Annotated in this window: 17 protein-coding genes and 1 pseudogene; 8 read left to right on the top strand and 10 right to left on the bottom strand. The window is 53.8% G+C overall.

Features of this window, described 5'->3' with window-relative positions:
- Window positions 1-17 precede the first annotated feature (17 nt).
- From tsaB to BBD41_RS19610, 4 genes are all read right to left on the bottom strand, one after another.
- Window positions 18-806 carry a tRNA (adenosine(37)-N6)-threonylcarbamoyltransferase complex dimerization subunit type 1 TsaB gene (tsaB, locus tag BBD41_RS19625; protein WP_099478506.1) on the bottom strand — a complete coding sequence of 263 codons (789 nt, stop codon included), beginning with the start codon at window positions 804-806 and terminating at the stop codon, window positions 18-20.
- A complete protein-coding gene (tsaE, locus tag BBD41_RS19620; protein ID WP_077569095.1) occupies window positions 803-1,264 on the bottom strand; it encodes a tRNA (adenosine(37)-N6)-threonylcarbamoyltransferase complex ATPase subunit type 1 TsaE in 462 nt (153 codons plus the stop codon). The genes tsaB and tsaE overlap by 4 nt, the downstream gene beginning before the upstream one ends.
- A gap of 332 nt (window positions 1,265-1,596) precedes the next feature.
- A complete protein-coding gene (locus tag BBD41_RS19615; RefSeq protein ID WP_077567998.1) occupies window positions 1,597-1,779 on the bottom strand; it encodes an H-type small acid-soluble spore protein in 183 nt (60 codons plus the stop codon).
- Between the two features lie 3 nt (window positions 1,780-1,782).
- Complete coding sequence (locus BBD41_RS19610) at window positions 1,783-2,070, bottom strand: hypothetical protein (protein WP_099478505.1); 288 nt, start codon at window positions 2,068-2,070, stop codon at window positions 1,783-1,785.
- A gap of 183 nt (window positions 2,071-2,253) precedes the next feature.
- On the opposite strand from BBD41_RS19610, the gene ku reads away from it, so the two are divergent.
- The 3 genes from ku to ligD are packed head-to-tail and all read left to right on the top strand — an operon-like array spanning window position 2,254 to window position 5,011.
- Window positions 2,254-3,177: a non-homologous end joining protein Ku gene (gene ku, locus BBD41_RS19605; RefSeq protein WP_099478504.1), complete on the top strand. Its 924-nt coding sequence runs from the start codon at window positions 2,254-2,256 to the stop codon at window positions 3,175-3,177.
- Between the two features lie 5 nt (window positions 3,178-3,182).
- Entirely contained in the window at window positions 3,183-4,088 is a 906-nt protein-coding gene (locus BBD41_RS19600; protein WP_077568000.1) for an ATP-dependent DNA ligase, read from the top strand.
- Between the two features lie 5 nt (window positions 4,089-4,093).
- The gene (gene ligD / locus BBD41_RS19595; RefSeq protein ID WP_077568001.1) at window positions 4,094-5,011 is read left to right on the top strand and encodes a non-homologous end-joining DNA ligase; all 918 of its coding nucleotides are present in this window, start codon (window positions 4,094-4,096) and stop codon (window positions 5,009-5,011) included.
- Here the strand turns inward: ligD and BBD41_RS19590 are convergent.
- Window positions 4,994-6,142: an SPL family radical SAM protein gene (locus tag BBD41_RS19590; RefSeq protein ID WP_077568002.1), complete on the bottom strand. Its 1,149-nt coding sequence runs from the start codon at window positions 6,140-6,142 to the stop codon at window positions 4,994-4,996. The two genes, ligD and BBD41_RS19590, sit on opposite strands and share 18 nt — an antisense overlap.
- 214 nt (window positions 6,143-6,356) lie before the next feature.
- On the opposite strand from BBD41_RS19590, the gene BBD41_RS19585 reads away from it, so the two are divergent.
- Both BBD41_RS19585 and BBD41_RS19580 read left to right on the top strand, forming a co-directional pair.
- Complete coding sequence (locus tag BBD41_RS19585) at window positions 6,357-6,932, top strand: TetR/AcrR family transcriptional regulator (protein ID WP_077568003.1); 576 nt, start codon at window positions 6,357-6,359, stop codon at window positions 6,930-6,932.
- A gap of 111 nt (window positions 6,933-7,043) precedes the next feature.
- Complete coding sequence (locus BBD41_RS19580; protein ID WP_099478503.1) at window positions 7,044-8,099, top strand: serine hydrolase domain-containing protein; 1,056 nt, start codon at window positions 7,044-7,046, stop codon at window positions 8,097-8,099.
- 130 nt (window positions 8,100-8,229) lie between these two features.
- Here BBD41_RS19580 and BBD41_RS19575 read toward each other — a convergent pair whose 3' ends face one another.
- Window positions 8,230-9,183, bottom strand: a complete 954-nt coding sequence (locus tag BBD41_RS19575; RefSeq protein WP_237086843.1) for a YitT family protein — start codon at window positions 9,181-9,183, stop codon at window positions 8,230-8,232.
- A 166-nt stretch (window positions 9,184-9,349) separates the two neighbouring features.
- Window positions 9,350-10,780, bottom strand: coding sequence for a cardiolipin synthase (cls, locus tag BBD41_RS19570; protein WP_099478502.1), 1,431 nt, complete (start codon window positions 10,778-10,780; stop codon window positions 9,350-9,352).
- A 290-nt stretch (window positions 10,781-11,070) separates the two neighbouring features.
- Between cls and BBD41_RS19565 the strand changes: the two genes are divergently transcribed.
- On the top strand, window positions 11,071-12,045 hold the full coding sequence (locus BBD41_RS19565) for a M23 family metallopeptidase (RefSeq protein ID WP_077568007.1): 975 nt from the start codon (window positions 11,071-11,073) through the stop codon (window positions 12,043-12,045).
- 39 nt (window positions 12,046-12,084) lie between these two features.
- On the top strand, window positions 12,085-12,498 hold the full coding sequence (locus tag BBD41_RS19560; RefSeq protein ID WP_077568008.1) for a bactofilin family protein: 414 nt from the start codon (window positions 12,085-12,087) through the stop codon (window positions 12,496-12,498).
- Between the two features lie 257 nt (window positions 12,499-12,755).
- Here the strand turns inward: BBD41_RS19560 and BBD41_RS19555 are convergent, their stop codons facing one another.
- Both BBD41_RS19555 and BBD41_RS19550 read right to left on the bottom strand, forming a co-directional pair.
- On the bottom strand, window positions 12,756-13,532 hold the full coding sequence (locus BBD41_RS19555; RefSeq protein ID WP_077568009.1) for an ABC transporter permease: 777 nt from the start codon (window positions 13,530-13,532) through the stop codon (window positions 12,756-12,758).
- Window positions 13,522-14,439 (bottom strand): ABC transporter ATP-binding protein, encoded by a 918-nt coding sequence (locus tag BBD41_RS19550; protein WP_077568010.1) that lies wholly within the window; start codon window positions 14,437-14,439, stop codon window positions 13,522-13,524. Before BBD41_RS19550 ends, BBD41_RS19555 begins: the two co-directional genes overlap by 11 nt.
- A 580-nt stretch (window positions 14,440-15,019) precedes the next feature.
- On the opposite strand from BBD41_RS19550, the pseudogene BBD41_RS19545 reads away from it, so the two are divergent.
- Window positions 15,020-15,211, top strand: a pseudogene (locus tag BBD41_RS19545) (helix-turn-helix domain-containing protein); the annotation flags it as partial.
- 187 nt (window positions 15,212-15,398) lie between these two features.
- On the opposite strand, the gene BBD41_RS19540 reads toward BBD41_RS19545, so the two are convergent.
- On the bottom strand, window positions 15,399-16,340 hold the full coding sequence (locus BBD41_RS19540) for an LCP family glycopolymer transferase (RefSeq protein WP_077568011.1): 942 nt from the start codon (window positions 16,338-16,340) through the stop codon (window positions 15,399-15,401).
- Window positions 16,341-16,488: the final 148 nt, after the last annotated feature.

The following is a 16,488-nucleotide window of genomic DNA, read 5'->3' as shown; positions in this document are numbered from 1 at the left end:
GAACGTCCCTCCTGACTTCACCGCCTGCGCAGCAAATTGGCTTCCGCTTCGGAAAGCTGTGTGTAATTCGGTATCAGCGTATGCGGATCAGCCGAATCCCCGGCCAACAGACGAGCCGCTCCCAGATAGCCAAGCCAGCGCCCTTCGAGCGCATAAGGCACCAGCTGCAGGTGATCGCCGAACCTGGTCGACAAACGGCGGGCCGCCTCGGCGTGAATATCCGTCTCGCCTACAACATACACCGCGGACGGCCGCTCCGGCTCAGAGAGTCGGGCGAGCCGCTCATTCAGCTCATCCACCCAGGCTTCCATCAGACGGATGCCGTCGGCCGCAAGCCGCTCAGGTGCCTTCGAGCCTGCTGCTTCTGCAGCAAACAGAGCCGTATATACCTGACCTCGTCTCGCATCGAGCAGGGGAATAACCCAATGATTCCCTGCTGCTGCTTCATGCTGAGCCCTGCCAGCCTGAAGCCCGCCCCAAGCGAGCGCCTGCAGGCTCGAAATGCCGACGATTGGAACCCCGTTCGCCCAGGCCAGCGTCTTCGCGGCCGTTACCGCAATCCGGATTCCGGTATAGGAGCCCGGGCCGATTCCGACGGCAATGCCGTTGATATCATCCATACCGATGCCGGCTTGTTCCAAGGCCTGCGCCATGACCGGATGCAGATACACCGAATGGTTCCGCTCCGCGCTCGTGTTGATTTCCGTTAACAGCTGATCGTGATCCATCACGGACACCGCCAGCGAAGACGTGGACGTATCCAGCGCCAAAAACCGCTTCTGCGGCTTCGTGTCGTTGTTGTTCATTCCTGTTTACCCCATTTTTCATTCAAGTCCCGGCACCAATCGCCGTATAGCTTCCCCCGAGGGGTCAGCGTCATCAACCGGTCTCCTTCATCCGTCATGGCAATCGAAAGATGGAGATACTGCTCCGGCATCAGCTCCGTGATCAGGCTGCTCCATTCCACAAGGCAGACGCCGTCACCGTAAAAGTATTCATCCAGACCCAGCTCGTCCGCTTCATCGATGGACAGCCGGTACACATCCATATGATAGAGCGGCAGCCGCCCGTTATATTCTTTAATAATCGTAAACGTCGGGCTGTTCACCACCCCGGCTACGCCGAGATGCTTTGCGAAATACTGGGAAAATGCCGTTTTCCCCGCTCCAAGATCCCCGTCCAGACCGATCACCGTCCCGGGCTGCGCATGTTCTGCCAGCCAGGCGGCAAGCTGCTCCGTCTCCTCCAGAGCGCTTGAAATCATTTGAAACCGGCCATCCGTACGGCCTTTATTCACGATTTAACCCACCTTTATTGAAATAATCCAACCTTATAAAATGCTTGATCTTCATTATATCGGTCCTCCCTTCCCCCTGCAAGGAAAGTCACGCTCTCCCAAATAAAGCTAAAACGAGCGGCTGGCTGGAAGCGAACACTGACCATATGACGGAGGATCTTTCGCTTGTTTTGCAGAAAACTCCGTAGGCGGCCTTAGCCGCCAATTAAAATACACCTTAAACCAAGTGGTGCTGAATAAAACACAACACCACCGATTAAGGTGTATCTTCATTCACATTATGGCGGCCAGGCTAAAGGCTATTCGCCCTCTTCCAGCCGGTCTACCTTCACGGTCTGCGTATTGGTAGGGCGAGACCCGACCTGGACCGTAGCCATGCCGTTCTGCTGATCTACATGCTCGATCCAGACCGGCTCGCCTTCAAGCTTCACCTTGTATGTGTCCTTGGATTCGAATATTTCTACGGCGCGTTGCACATCCATTCCTTAATCCCTCTCTTTCTTGAATCTCGGCGATTCGTCGACGAGATCCATCGTATCGGTGGTCGAAGGGCCGATCAGCCCGTTGTCCATCGTGACATTCCCCCCGCCAAGACCTTCATTGATCATTCGGTCAATATCAAACATGGTAGATTCCCGGGAGATGTCGCTCTCCTCTGAAGTAATGCTGTGCCAATCCACCACATCTCCGCTGATCGGCTCTGCGGAAGCGCGGTCCGAGGACCGATCCTTCTGAATTTCTTCCGACGGTTCGGATTCCCTGTGCTTATCCATTGAAGATCCCTCTCCTTGCTAAGGCAGTGTTCACCGTCAATATGCCTCGATTCCCCCGGGTTTATTCAAAGACCGGCAATGACTCATAGGAGCATCCTTTTTTGGGCACACTAATAGAAGCAGATCATACGTCCACATCCTGTTCATACGATTCATTCCAATAACAGATAGGAGGTTTCATAGATGCATACGGTTTGGAAAGGCGCCATCAGTTTCGGCCTGGTGCATGTGCCGGTAAAGATGTTCTCGGCAACGGAAGACAAGGATATCTCCATGCGCTATATTCACAAGGAATGCGGCAGCCCGCTCTCTTATGTCCGCAAATGTCCGGTTTGTGAAGAGGAAGTCGGCTGGGAGGAAATTACGAAGGGGTATGAGTATGAAAAAGGCAAGTTCGTGCTGTTTGAAAAAGATGAGCTGGAGCAGCTGGCCGAGCAGAACAGCAAAAACATCACGATTCTCGATTTCGTCGATTTGACGGAAATCGATCCGATCTACTTCCAGAAGACCTACTATCTCTCGCCCGATCAAGCGGGCGCGAACGCGTACCGCCTGCTGATGGAGGCGATGAAGGAGTCCGGAAAGATCGGGATCGCCAAAATCTCCATCCGCTCCAAGAGCAGCCTGGCGGCGATTCGGGTGCTGGATGAGTGCCTGTCAATCGAAACGATTTTTTATCCAGACGAAATCCGTCCGATCTCGCAGGTGCCCAATCTGCCGGAGAAGACCGAGGTCAATTCCAAGGAGCTGGATATGGCGAAGCTGCTCATCGATCAGCTCTCGACGCCGTTTGACCCGGAGAAATATACGGATGATTACCGGGAGCGTCTGCTGGAGGCCATCAACAGCAAGGTGTCCGGCGAGGAAATCAAAATCGCCCCAGCCCGCCAGGAAACCAATGTTGTCGACCTTATGGCCGCACTTCAGGCCAGCATCGAGGCGGTGAAGCCGATCGGGACCGATCCGGGAACGAAGGCGAAGCCGCGGAAGACAACGCGCAAGCCGGCAGCCAAAGAGCCGGCCGCGAAAGCGAGCGGCGACGATACGGATGAAACGCCGAAGCCCAAGCGCCGCGCCAAAGCCAAGAAAACTGAAGCGGGCTCCTAAACGAAATGGGACATTTACGAGAGCTGCTGCCTAAAGAGCCGATGGCGCCGATCTCCACGGAGAAGATCGAAGCCGGCGACGATTGGGGCTATCAATTGAAGTGGGACGGGGTTCGTATCCTTGCAGGCATCGACCACCAGAAGGTCTCCCTCTATTCCCGGAAGCTGCTGGATAAGACGTCCCTCTATCCCGAGGTGGTTGCCGCACTGTCGAAGCTGCAGCATGATCGTCTGCTCCTGGACGGTGAAGTGGTTTATTTTCATCCCGAGCTGGGACGCCCGGTGTTCCAGAAGGTACTGCAGCGGGAACGTTCTCGATCGGTTCGGTCGGACGCCCCGCATTTCACGTATGTGCTGTTTGACATTCTGGTCGACGGCGATAAGGATATGCGTAAGCTGCCCTATCTTGACCGGCATCACCGGCTGAAAGAAATCGTCTCCAATACGCCCGGAATCCTGACGGCCGATCTGTTCCTGGAAGGCGAGAGCCTCTGGGCATGGGCCGAGGAACGCGGGTGGGAAGGAATCGTTATGAAACGGCTCTCCTCCCCTTACCGTGAAGGGAAGAAGCACCGGGACTGGTACAAGAAAAAGATCGCCATCACCATGCAGGCGGAGGCTGTCGCCTTGATCATAAGAGAAGGCCGTGTAGCCAGCCTTGTGCTGGCTGACGATGAGAACAACTATATCGGCAGGGCATCGCTTGGACTGAACGAACAGACCAAGCAGCGGCTGTTAGACTATACAGGTCTGCATCCGGCAGGTGCCGGCTGGAATACGCTGCACGCAGACCTGAAGAAGGAGCAGCTCGCTTGGCTAAGCAAGCCGCTGACCGCTACGGTTACCTTCCTGGAGTGGAGCCAGGACGGAATGATGCGGCATCCGAAGCTGCTGTCGATTGAGGGGGTGTAACGGCTATGGCCCGTACCGTCAAAGGAACGCTGACCATTGAAGGTCAAGAGATTCAGATTACCAATCCGGACAAGCCGCTGTGGCCCGAGGTCGGCATTACCAAAGCCATCTATCTGCAGAAGCTCGCGGCGATCTCTCCCTACCTGCTCCGCTATTGCAAAGGCAGGCTGCTGACAACCATCCGTTATCCGCACGGCGTGGACGGGGAATCGTTTTATCAAAAAAATGCGCCCGAGCCGCTCCCGCCCTTTGTTAGCACCTATGTGCACGAGGGCATCAACTATGTCATGCTGAACGGGCTGCCCGAGCTGTTATGGCTGGGCAACCTCGCAGCCTTGGAATTCCACCCTTCGCTCCACCTGGCCGGTGACGTTCTGCCATGCGAGTGGATGATCGACCTGGACCCGTCGCTCCCCGAGGAGCCAAGGATCATGGAAGCCACCGCTATCGTCGGCAATGTGCTGCACTCGCTTGGAATCGCCTCCGTTCCGAAAACGTCGGGGGCAACCGGGGTGCAGATCATCGTCCCGATTCCCGAAGGCATTACGTTCGATGAGCTGCGCTCCGTCGGCCAATTCGTAGGTCAATACGTAACGGAGAAACACCCCGAATTGTTCACCATCGAGCGGCTAAAGAAAAATCGCGGCGACAAAATCTATTTCGATTATCTCCAGCATTACAGCGGAAGAACGCTTGCCGCACCATATACCCCCAGGGCAAGACGCTTGGCGACGGTATCGACGCCGCTCACCTGGGAAGAGGTTCAGCGGGATGTCTCCCCGTCGGATTTCCACCTGCTGAACATCGAGCAGCGTCTTAAAGAGAAGGGCGACCTGCTTCAGGCCCTGCCTCCGCAGCCGATCGGAGACATCATCCGGCATCTGAATGCCAAGGGGAAGCCGGCATCAAAACGGAAAGGATAGCTGCTCAACCTCCGGCTTCAGCTCTTCGGCGGAGACCGGTGCCGCAGGCTCAGGCAGCTTGCGCCGTCGGGTGGAAAGGGACGGGGCTGCTTCCCGGTCACGCTCCTCCCCTTCCTTATACCCGGCACTTCCAGATAGAGCGTGCGGGCCTGCCCCTGCAACATTGCCTGAACCAATGCCCTCCGCCAATCCGGAGGCCTTTCCTCCCGTCGCGGGATCGTAATAGCCCGTGGATGGATTCTCCGTGCGCTTCGCCGCCATCCATTCCAGTCCATACTCCGACAAGAGGCGGGCAGCCATCATTTTAAAGCTCCGTACATACTGCTCTTCGGCATAAGCCCCCGCTCTGTACAGCTCCCGATAAGATTGCACGACCTCGGGGAAATGAAGCTTGAGCGTCTCCATATACCATTTCTTAACGTCGCGAGACAGCCGCAAGAGCGATATCATGGCAAACGAAGCGCCGTGTTCCTTCACCCTGGACAGAAGCTCCCGAAGCCCTTCTTCCCCATCGGTAAGATAGGGCAGTACGGGAGCCGCGAATACGCCCGTCCGTATTCCGGCGGAAGACAGCCTCCACACGGCTTCCAACCTGCTCGCAGGATGCGGCGAAGCCGGCTCAAGCTTGCGGATCAGATCGGCGTCCAGCGTATTAAGGCTGATATTGACCGAAACGTCCTCCATCCGGGTCAGGATATCCATATCGCGCAGCACGAGCGGCGAGCGGGTGGTTATGCTGGTTGAGATCCGGTACTTCGCCAGCAGCTTGAGGCATTCCCTCGTGATCTCCGCCTTCCCCTCGATCGGCTGGTACGGATCCGTAGCCGTCCCGATGGTCACCTGTCCGATCGACCTCCGCATCGCTTCGATGTCATGGCCGAATTTGGCGGCTGCATCGGACAGCTGCTTCGCCAGCGCCTCCGCCGCGTTGGTCTTCATGAAAATATGATGCTGGAATTCATCCTCCGCCCCCATCCCGATAAAGGACTGGAAGGCGCGCGCATAGCAGAAGCTGCAGCCATGCCCGCATCCTCTGTACGGATTGATCGACCAGTCGAACGGCATCCGCTCTTCCTTGACCCGGTTGAGCGTTTGCTTGGTCGAAATGCTCTCGTAAGTCGTTTGTGCCATATCCCCTTCGCCTCCTTGTCGCAACCTGTTCTATTCCGAAAATGTTATGATTTTATTATAACAAACACATGTTCCCATTATAATCGGAATTTACTGGATTTACAAATCAGTTTGTCAAACATTCCGCTAGTAATTGGGAATACAATCTCTTATAATCAATAAATAACATATGTTATATATCAGGTGTTATCATTCTTGAACAAGGAGCATACATATGGCACCAAAGCCTAAATTCACAAAGCAAGACATCATTCTGGCCGCATTTGACATTGCCTGTGCGGAGGGGCTCGATTCCGTCTCCATCCGGAAAGTGGCCGACCGCCTGGGATGCTCAATCGCCCCGATCTACGTCAATTTCGCCGACGCCGAGGAGCTCCTGCAGCGAGTGGTGGAACACGCGCTTCACACAGCCAAGCAGATGATTGCCGAGCAGCGAACCGGACAGCCGTTTCGTGATATCGGAATGGCCAGCCTCCGCTTTGCCAGGGAATTCCCTCTGCTGTACCGGGATTTGATCATGAAGAACAATCCGTATATGAAGCATGATGAGCAACAGCTTAATGAGGTGGTCGGGCTGATGAAGAAGGATCCCGATCTAGCGGGATTTTCCGGCGAGGAGCTTCGGGCGCTTTTAATCAAAATGCAGACGTTCCAGACCGGCCTGTCCGTCATGGTCGCCAACGATTTGTTTACAACGAGTCTCGACGAGGAGCAGGTAATGGCCATGATGGATGAGGCGGCCGAGGATTTCATTCGGGCTGCACGCTTGCGGCAATCGGACGCAACCTGAACCGCCCCTCCCTTCTCTCGGGCAAACTCTGAGGATTGCCAAATTGTCAAGCAGCAAGGCTTTGAAGCTGCATGGCGAAGGATTCCAATCTATGGTTAGGGAGGCATGAAAATGAAGGATAAGGCAGGACCATCGCCGCTGGATCAAATGCTGATGGATCGCTGGATGGCGGCGATGGCGCGCAAAAGAAACATATTCGGCGCCGTCATATGCGCCGAGAATCAGGACCGGTCGCTGTCGATCATCAGCAGCGGCGGGGAAATGGAGCCGGAGACCCCTTATTTTATCGCCAGCGTAACCAAATTGTACGTCACGGCCGTTCTTCTGCAGCTGCGGTCACGGCAGCGGCTGCGGCTCGATGACCGGATCGGCGAGTACTTACCCGAAAAGCTGATCAAGGGCATTCACGTTTATCGCAGCATCGACTATTCCCGGGAGATTACGATCAAGCAGCTGATGTCCAACACCTCGGGCCTTCCCGATTATTTCTCGGGACGCGTCTTCGCCGACTTAATCGCCGGGAAGGACCAGTCCTGGCCGCTAGAGAAGACGCTTGAAGCCGTCAGGCAGCTTCGTCCGAAATTCCCGCCGGGCATGAAAGCCCAATACTCCGACACCAATTATCAGCTGTTAGGGAAGCTGATTGAAACGATAACCGGCCAGCCGATCGAGGCGGCTTTCAAGGAGTACATCTTCGACAGGCTGAACCTGACCCAGACCTACGTATACAAGGACCCGCTGGATGGGAGACCCGCTTCCTTTTACTATCGGCAAACCCGGCTTCATATTCCCTTGTACATGTCCTCCATCGCACCGGAAGGCGGCATCGTTTCCACGGCCCGTGAGACCATGACCTTTCTTCGCGCGTTTTTCCACGGCGATCTGTTCCCGCAGACCGATCTGAAGGACCTCATGGAATGGAGGTTCCTGTGGACACCCGGCACCTTCTTCTACGGCTCAGGCATTGTCCGGCAGCCGTTGTCCCTCCTTAACATGAAAGACGGCTTGATCGGCCATTGGGGCCAATCCGGCGCGTTTGCCTTCCATCACCCGGATACGGGACTATATTTCACCGGAACGGTAAACCAAGCCATCGGCCAGTCGGCCGCCGTCTACAAAATCGCCCGCATCATACGCCACTACAAGAAGACGGGAAGCCCCGCTTAGCCGCAATGCGCAGCAGGAACTTCATCGTGCTCCTGTAGAGGTATGCTTTTGGCATCAAAAAAAGGGCTCCGCCCGCTTCTTGCAGAAACCAGAGCAGGTGGAACCCTTACGTATTCAAGTTCAATAACGTTTAATGAATCGCCTTCTTCTTAAACCGGCCGCCCTTGACATCATGAATATTGCCGACCGCCACGAAGGCCTGCGAATCCCAATCTTCCACGATCGACTTGAGCTTCGCTTCCTCCAGCCGGGTAATGACCACAAAAATCACCTTCTTGCTGTCGCCGGAATAGGCACCCTCGCCCTCAAGATAAGTGACTCCGCGTCCAAGCCGCTGGGTCAGCGCGTCGCCGATTTCTTTATGCTTATCGCTGATAATCCAGACCGATTTGGACTGGTCGATGCCCTCGATCGTAATGTCGATGAGCTTGAATGCCAGATAGTAAGCAATCAACGAGTACATGGCATGATCCCAGCCAAAGATAAAGCCCGCGCTGCCGAGAATGAATACGTTGATGAACATCACGATTTCCCCGACCGAGAACGGCGTTCGCTTGGTAATTAAGATCGCTACAATTTCCGTACCGTCCATCGATCCTCCTGATCGAATGACCAGACCGACGCCCACGCCAAGGAGTACTCCGCCAAAGACGGCAGCAAGCAGCGGATCGATCGTAATCGGAGCGACAGGATGAAGAAAATAGGTTCCGATCGACATGACCAGTACGGCGTACAACGTGGATAAAGCAAAGGTTTTACCGATCTGTTTATAACCCATAAACAGAAACGGAAGGTTGAATAAAGTCAGGAATATCCCGAGCGGGACATCGGTTATATGGGACACCATAATCGATATGCCGGTAATTCCCCCGTCAATGATCTTGTTCGGCACCAGAAAAATTTCCAGTCCCACCGCCATCAGCATTGCACCGAAAGTTAAGAACACCAGACGACGGAGAAGCTTTAAAGCAATCGATCCGCTCTTCGGATTCTCCGGCTTCTGCTGGTCCGCTTTCAGCGGCGGCACGGCCTGCGGTTCCGGCTGTGTGTGCGGCTGTGCAGAAATCTTCACATCATTTGACATAAATCTCCCCCGTTCATTATGAACCTTGGCTACTGTATATTTATTAGCGGCACTCCTATAAATATTCTATCATATTAATGAAAGCCGCTACTACCATTTTCAAAGATCAACCTCTATATGCATGTCATTCCTCCGCCAGCTGACTTTAACGCTAAGAGATATGGAGTTATAGCAACGGGGACAGCATCCGGCACAGTATTTCGGCCGCCTTTTGCCATCTCCCCCTCGCATGGAACGTTTCCAGATCGATGGATCTGCTGTGGCTAAGGTCCTCCTTGAAATCCGATACCAGCCGCTGGATCGGCGGCTTGTCGAACATCACGGCCGTCAGCTCGAAGTTGCAGAAGAAGCTCCGCATATCCATATTCGCCGTGCCTACGGAAGCAAGGAGCTCGTCAACGATCAGCACCTTGGCATGGATAAATCCTTTTTCATACTCGTAAAAGGACACTCCGGCCGCCAGCAGCTCCTCCACGTACGACAGCGACGCCAGCTTGACGAGCCGTGAATCCGCATGATCCGGGATAATAATCCGCACATCAACGCCGCTTACCGCCGCCGTTTTCAATGCTTCATACAGCCCTTCATCCGGAATGAAGTACGGCGATGTAATCCAGATGCGCTCCTTGGCAACCGATATGGCCCCAAAGCACATCTCATGAATGGCATTCCAGCTCGTATCCGGTCCGCTGCTCAAGATCTGCACCTGCTCCTTCCCGGTACAGTGATGCTCGGGATACAAGCCCGGATTCGAGATCGCTTCGCCGGATGCCAGCTTCCAGTCGTGCAGGAATACGCTCTGCAAAAAATAGACCGCATCTCCCTCAACCTGCAGATGGGTATCCCGCCAGTAGCCCATGTCCGGATATTCCCCGAGATAATCATCCCCTACGTTGATGCCGCCGAGGAATCCGACTGTACCATCCACCACGACGATCTTCCGGTGGTTTCTGTAATTGATTCTGCGGCTGAACATGGATACCATGGCAGGCAGGAAAAAATAGAACTCCACCCCGGATTCCTTAAACCGCCGAATGAACGCTTTCTTCAGTTTATAGCTCCCCAGCCCGTCGCATACAAGACGAACCTTGACCCCTTCCTTGGCCTTGCGGATCATCACATCCTGAAATTTCGTACCGATCCGATCGTTTCTAAAAATATAAAACTCGACATGGATATGATCCTTGGCCTTCTCCATCGCTTTCAGCATCGCATCATAGGTCTCTTTGCCATCGGTCAGGACACGGGTCTGGTTGCACCCTGTGATCGGACTTTCGGAAAGATGCTTTAACAGATTAAACAGTCGATCATGATAATGAAAGCCGGGATTGTTCATATCCTCCTTACGCAGGACGACGGCCGCCCGCTCCCAGAAATGCTCCTTCATCTCCCGAAACAGCCTGGTGCCTTTTTGGCGAATCTTGAGACGCTTCTGATAATCCTGTGCAACGAAAAAATAGATCACGAACCCGAGCAGCGGAAGGCAGAACAGAATAAACATCCAGGCAACCGTCTTGGAAGGATTGCGGAATTCAAGCAGCAGCACGGCACCCATTTGCAAAATAAACACAATGAGAACAAGCAGAAGCCACACCATACGGCAGCCTCCTAACGAAAATAATAGTGGTCTTCTATACGGAAATTGCTGATCCTTGGCGTCAGGCAGCTATCTGGATAAGTAGCGTAAATAAAGACAGATAACTACAGCTTTGACCAATTAATAATGTATTTATTCAATTACCCAATGCCGGACGTGTTTGAATAATATAGGTTCCCATCTCATTTTTGACATGTTTTTCGAAAGAGTAGAATACATAGAAGATAAGGAGCTGGCCAAGTCTTGCGGAGGATGCTATAACCACTAAACATGAATGGAGGGGAGATGCCATGAAAACCGCGCACCGTAACCAACGCTTAACCCTGCTGGTGCTCCGGGATGCCCAGCATTCCGTCAAGCAGTTTCATTTGTCCAAGCCTCTGATGATCGCGGTGCCGGCGGCCGCGGTACTGTCGATCGCCGGGCTGATCGTGTCGCTGCAGATTCAATCGGCCCAGACCATTTCGAATCTGGAGCAGCAGCTGACGCTCAAGAGCCTCGAGGCCTTGAAGATGGAAGTGACCGTCAGCGACAAAGATGAGGCCATCGAGCGCTTGAACAAAGCCATCATCCAGCTGTCGGGCGAGGCCGAAGAAACGAAAGCGCAGATGGAGCGCGTTCAGCAGCTGGAGCAGCAGCTCCAGCAATTTATTGAGAAGCACGGGTCTTTATCGAGCACGCCGACATCCTCGGCTTCCGATGAAGGGCAGCTGCATGTCGGCGGAGAATTCATTGCCGTGCACGAGAACGAAATGCTGAATTTGGCGAGCGACATTCGGGATGACTTTGAGGAAATGCAGCAGCTGCTATCCCAGCTGGAGCGCCATATCCCGCGAACGCTGGACCAAGCCCAGGAGACCCAGGAGCGGCGGGAAGGCCTTCCTTCGCTGTGGCCGACCGAATCGCGGCGGCTGACCTCAAGCTTCGGCTATCGCAGCGATCCGTTTACCGGCCGCTCCGCCTATCATGCCGGAATCGATATTGCCGGCAAAGTCGGCGATCCGATCTATGCAGCGGGGAGCGGCAAGGTTACCGCGGCAGAGCGCAGCGGCGCAAGAGGGCTGTACATCGTGATTAAGCACCCTAACGGCCTGGAGACCTGGTATATGCACCTGAACAAGCTGAGCGTATCGGTCGGAGACCAGGTTGCCCAGGGAGAGATCATCGGCCAGCTGGGATCTACCGGGCGCAGCACAGGGCCTCACCTGCACTTTCAGGTTGTCAAAAACGATGAGACCGTTGATCCTATGCGTTATGTGCAGTAATCCAGAACTTTATTTGATTGGTAAGGAGGACAACCGATTATGAAGAAAAAGAAACGCAAAGCAGCTCATCTTATCGATTCCTTGATCGGACCGGGCAGCGAGTTTGAGGGGGTGCTGCAGTCCGAGGATAATTTGCGGATCGACGGCCGGTTTAACGGATCCATCGAAAGCCAGGGCAGCGTCACCATTGGCGAGAGCGCATCGTGCCGGTCCAATATCTCCGCCAAGGAGGTGATTGTAGCGGGGAAGGTATACGGGGACATCATTGCCGAGGGCAAGCTGACCATAACCCCGAGCGGACAGATGTACGGCGATGTCTACGCCGGATCCCTGATTATCATGGAAGGCGGATTATTGAACGGAGCCAGCCGGATGGATCATGCGGAAGCGGCTAGTGCCGCATTGGAACAATCGGAAGCCGCACCATCGCTGCAGCAGCCGGAAGCAGGCTGATTCGGGGGATGTGCGACCTTCGGTTTGGCATACACTTTCTGCGGGTGATCTACGAGAAAACGGCTTTGCGGCAGGAAGTTCAGCCTGCCGGCTGGGCAGATCCGCCCTACCGTTCCTTCTCCCCTCCAAGGCCCTCCAAGCAAAAGAAGAGCCCCTTTTCAGCCGTCACTCATTTTGGCCGAAGGAGCTCTTATTTTTTTGCCTAAATATAAATCAGCACATGGATTACCGAACGAAACTTCGGTCGTCATGCGGATCTAGGCGGCGACATCCCGCTTGGCGAAGGCCCACCAGGCAACCAGCAAAAAGACGAGGCTGTACGCGGCCAAAATGAAGATGGAGAAGCTGAGAGAAACCCCGCCGGGCCCGATCGGCGATTGGATATATCCGCTCAGGTCGATATGAAGGAACAGGATGTATTTCGCCCAAGCGTATTTATCCGGGTTCAGCATAAAGCCGAACAGATCCTTCGTAAACAAGACCAGGAGCGAGATACCGATGGCGAGGCTGCCCGACCGGAACACCGTCGACAGCATAAACGCAACGAGCGCGATCATGACCAGCTGGATCGTATCGGTGAGCAGCAGCAGCAATGAGCTTGAGATCGACGAAGCTCCGGATCCGGAGCCCATGCTGCTCGCACCCGCAAAGAACAGCTGGGCGAGCGCGATGCCGACTAAAGCTGTCAGGACTGCGCAGAGCAGGATGAACAGCAGGACGGCGACCCATTTAGACATCAATATTTTCCCCCGACGGAGCGGGCGGATCAGCAGCAGCTTGATCGTCCCCGTCGCAAACTCCCCGGCAACGATGTCAGCGGCAATGACAACGGTAAAGATCGCGCTCAGGTAAAGCGTAAAGCTCTCCGTCCATGTAAAGACGGTCCATGCGTCCATCGCAGCTCCCGTTACATACAGCATCGCCGGCATCGCGGCGCTGAAAAACACGAGGATCGCCAGCATGATCCAGGTTCTTACGCGGAAATAGATTTTCATATTCTCGTTGGCGACCAGACGGGGAAAGCTACTCCACATGGCGATCCCCTCCCGTCATTTCCAAAAACTGATCCTCCAACGATTCGGTTACCGGCTGGATCGAAAATACGCGAATCCCCGCTCCAACCAGAATGGCATTGATATCCGCGACGGTCTCCGGATTGCCCCGGACAATCACCTTGTTCCCTTCGGTCTTCGCCCCGAAGGATTGAAGCAATGCGGCAGCCGATGAAGCATCATGAACGGTAAAAGCCGTCTCCTCGGCCGTCCGCTCGCCGTCCGCACCCCGAAGCTGCCGGATATCGATCAGGCGGCCGTGCCGGATAATGCCGACGCGATCGCACATCAGCTCCATCTCAGACAGCAGGTGGCTGGATACGAACACGGTCGTCCCCTCTTCCCGCGTTAATCTGCGCAAGTAGTCGCGCAGTTCGCGGATCCCCTGCGGATCCAATCCATTCGTAGGCTCGTCCAGGATGAGCAGCTTCGGCCGATGAAGCAGGGCCTGCGCCACGCCCAGCCGCTGGCGCATCCCAAGGGAATAGGTCTGAACCTTGTCATGGATTCGATGCTCAAGCCCCACGAGCTCCACCACCTCGCGGATGCGTTCTTCAGATATTCCCGGCATCATCCGGGCGAAATGCTTCAAATTGTTATACCCCGACAGATACTTATACATCTCCGGGTTCTCGACGATGGCCCCAATCAATGCGGCAGCCTGCTCATAGTGCGACCGGATGCTGTAGCCTCCGATCACGATATCTCCCTCCGTAATGGACATCAGTCCGACCATCATCCGGATGGTTGTTGTCTTGCCTGCGCCGTTCGGCCCAAGAAATCCGAAGATCTGGCCCGGCGGTATATCAAAGGTCACGTTGTCCACCAGCACCCTGGACGATATCTTCTTCGTCACGCCGAGCAGCCTTACAAGCGGTTCCTGCTGCATCATCTACTCTCCTTTGCCCTGGTATCCTATCGCTTCGAAACATGCCCATTATACAATACCAGAACAAAAGACTAAATGTGCGCACTTATAACAGGCCTTATGCCGAGCTTCAACGTCCAATCCATTCCCCAATAACCCCGTAAATGCTATTTGCGCTCCTCCGATAAACCCGCCTGGCATTCCTTGCACATCCCCGCAGGGACATTATGCTTATAAAATCCGGTTCTATACAAAGTGTAGCTTTCCATCACGGGCAGTATTCGGCAGCAGCTGACACAATACATCAACCCTTCGCTCATCCCGTCATCTCCTTTCCGGGATTCATAAGCTGTTATGCTTATGCCGCTATGATACATTTTGTATCCGCACCAAAAATATTATAAAATATGCTGACCTTTGTCAAATAAAATAGAAAAATATTGATCGCATATTCGATGATACAATTTGTTTCATTATTGACACTTTGATACAATATGTATTGACGATATCTCCATTTTAGGATACATTTTGTATCATAACAAACCTAGAAATAGTCATTGATTTCTTTAAATCCTTGAGGAGCGTAGTGAGGTGAATATGAATGACATATGGATCTCGCATAGCGAAATTGCGGGAACAGAAAGGATGGACTCAAGAAGAGCTGTCAGAGTTGATCGGTATTAGCCGCGCATCTCTATCCCATTACGAACAAAACCGAAGAAAGCCCAATCTGGAGACGCTGACACGTCTTGCGGACATATTCGAGACCACGATCGATAAAATTATCGGACGATAGCTTCCGGTTAAGAGAGGATGAATATAGGCAAAGGGCAGGCTGGATCCAGCATCCGGCTTCCGATGAAAGCGCTCCTATTTTGCCGAATAAAAAAAAGAGGAAACGGCGGTGAGGCAGATAACCTGCACCTCCTTTTCCTCATGAACCTCTTCGCTTGACCATCGCCAGACTACGGACGCAAGCCCTAGCTCCCCATAAAATCGCTAAGCAGGGAGTGAATGCGGGCCTTCTCATTCTGATCGACAATATAGTACCATATTCCGTCGATGATCTGGCCGCGCCCCTGAATCTCCACCTGATCGATCCGCTCCAGCTTCTGCATATAATCGGTGACGAACCGTTTCATCTCATCGAAGGATATATCCGTTTTGACACTGCCCCCGACATCATCCAACAGGGCTTCAAGCTTGAACACCGTCGTAACCTTCATCGCGTTATCAAGAACTCCCTTGATAATTTCCCGCTGTCTGGCGTTTCTCCCCAGATCCCCCTTCGGGTCTTCGAAACGCATCCGGGAAAAGGCCAGCGCCTCCTCCCCGCTCAGCTTCAGTACGCCTTCGCCGAAATGATGGCCCGCATAATCAAACGCCATCTGGTTGTTTACCGTTACGCCGCCAAGCGAATCAATGATCTGCGAGAAGCCTTCCATATTGACTTTAACGTAATAATCAATCGGATATTGCAGGAAGTTCTCTACCGAGCGAATGGACATATCTACGCCGCCGAAGGCGTAAGCATGGTTGATTTTATCCACCTTGCCGTGCCCGACGATGCTCGTACGGGTATCTCTTGGAACATTGAACATCATGATCGAGCCCTTGGCAGGGTTCACGGCCATCAGCATCAGCGTATCCGAGCGGCCCCTGTCATTCGGTCGTTCGTCCACCCCAAGCATAAGCACCGTAAACGGGACCGGCTGATCCGCATTTTTCAATTTATCCGGCTTGACGCGGATCTTCTGCTCGACCGTAGTCACTGGAACTGCCGGCGGCAATCCTTCCTCTCGTTCCTCGTAAATTTGATGCGCAGTCGATTTGATGGACTGGTACACATACGTCACATAACCCGCAGGCACGACCACGAGGACGATGAGCAGCCATATCCACCATTTTCTCCATATTCTCATTCGAAGCTGCCCTCCTAGTAGATCACCACTATGATTAGACCAACATACATCAACAAAACGCCTCGCTCAAAAATTGTCGATTGGAAACTTATTTTGTCGTATTATGAGGAGGAGCATTGCGTGGAATATAGCTGAATCCATAATGATT

It is taken from the genome of Paenibacillus ihbetae (genome assembly GCF_002741055.1).
In the GTDB taxonomy this organism is placed as follows: Bacteria; Bacillota; Bacilli; order Paenibacillales; family Paenibacillaceae; genus Paenibacillus_AQ; species Paenibacillus_AQ ihbetae.
The sequence above is the reverse complement of the archived record's forward strand: the minus strand, read 5'-3'. Positions and strand labels throughout refer to the sequence as shown.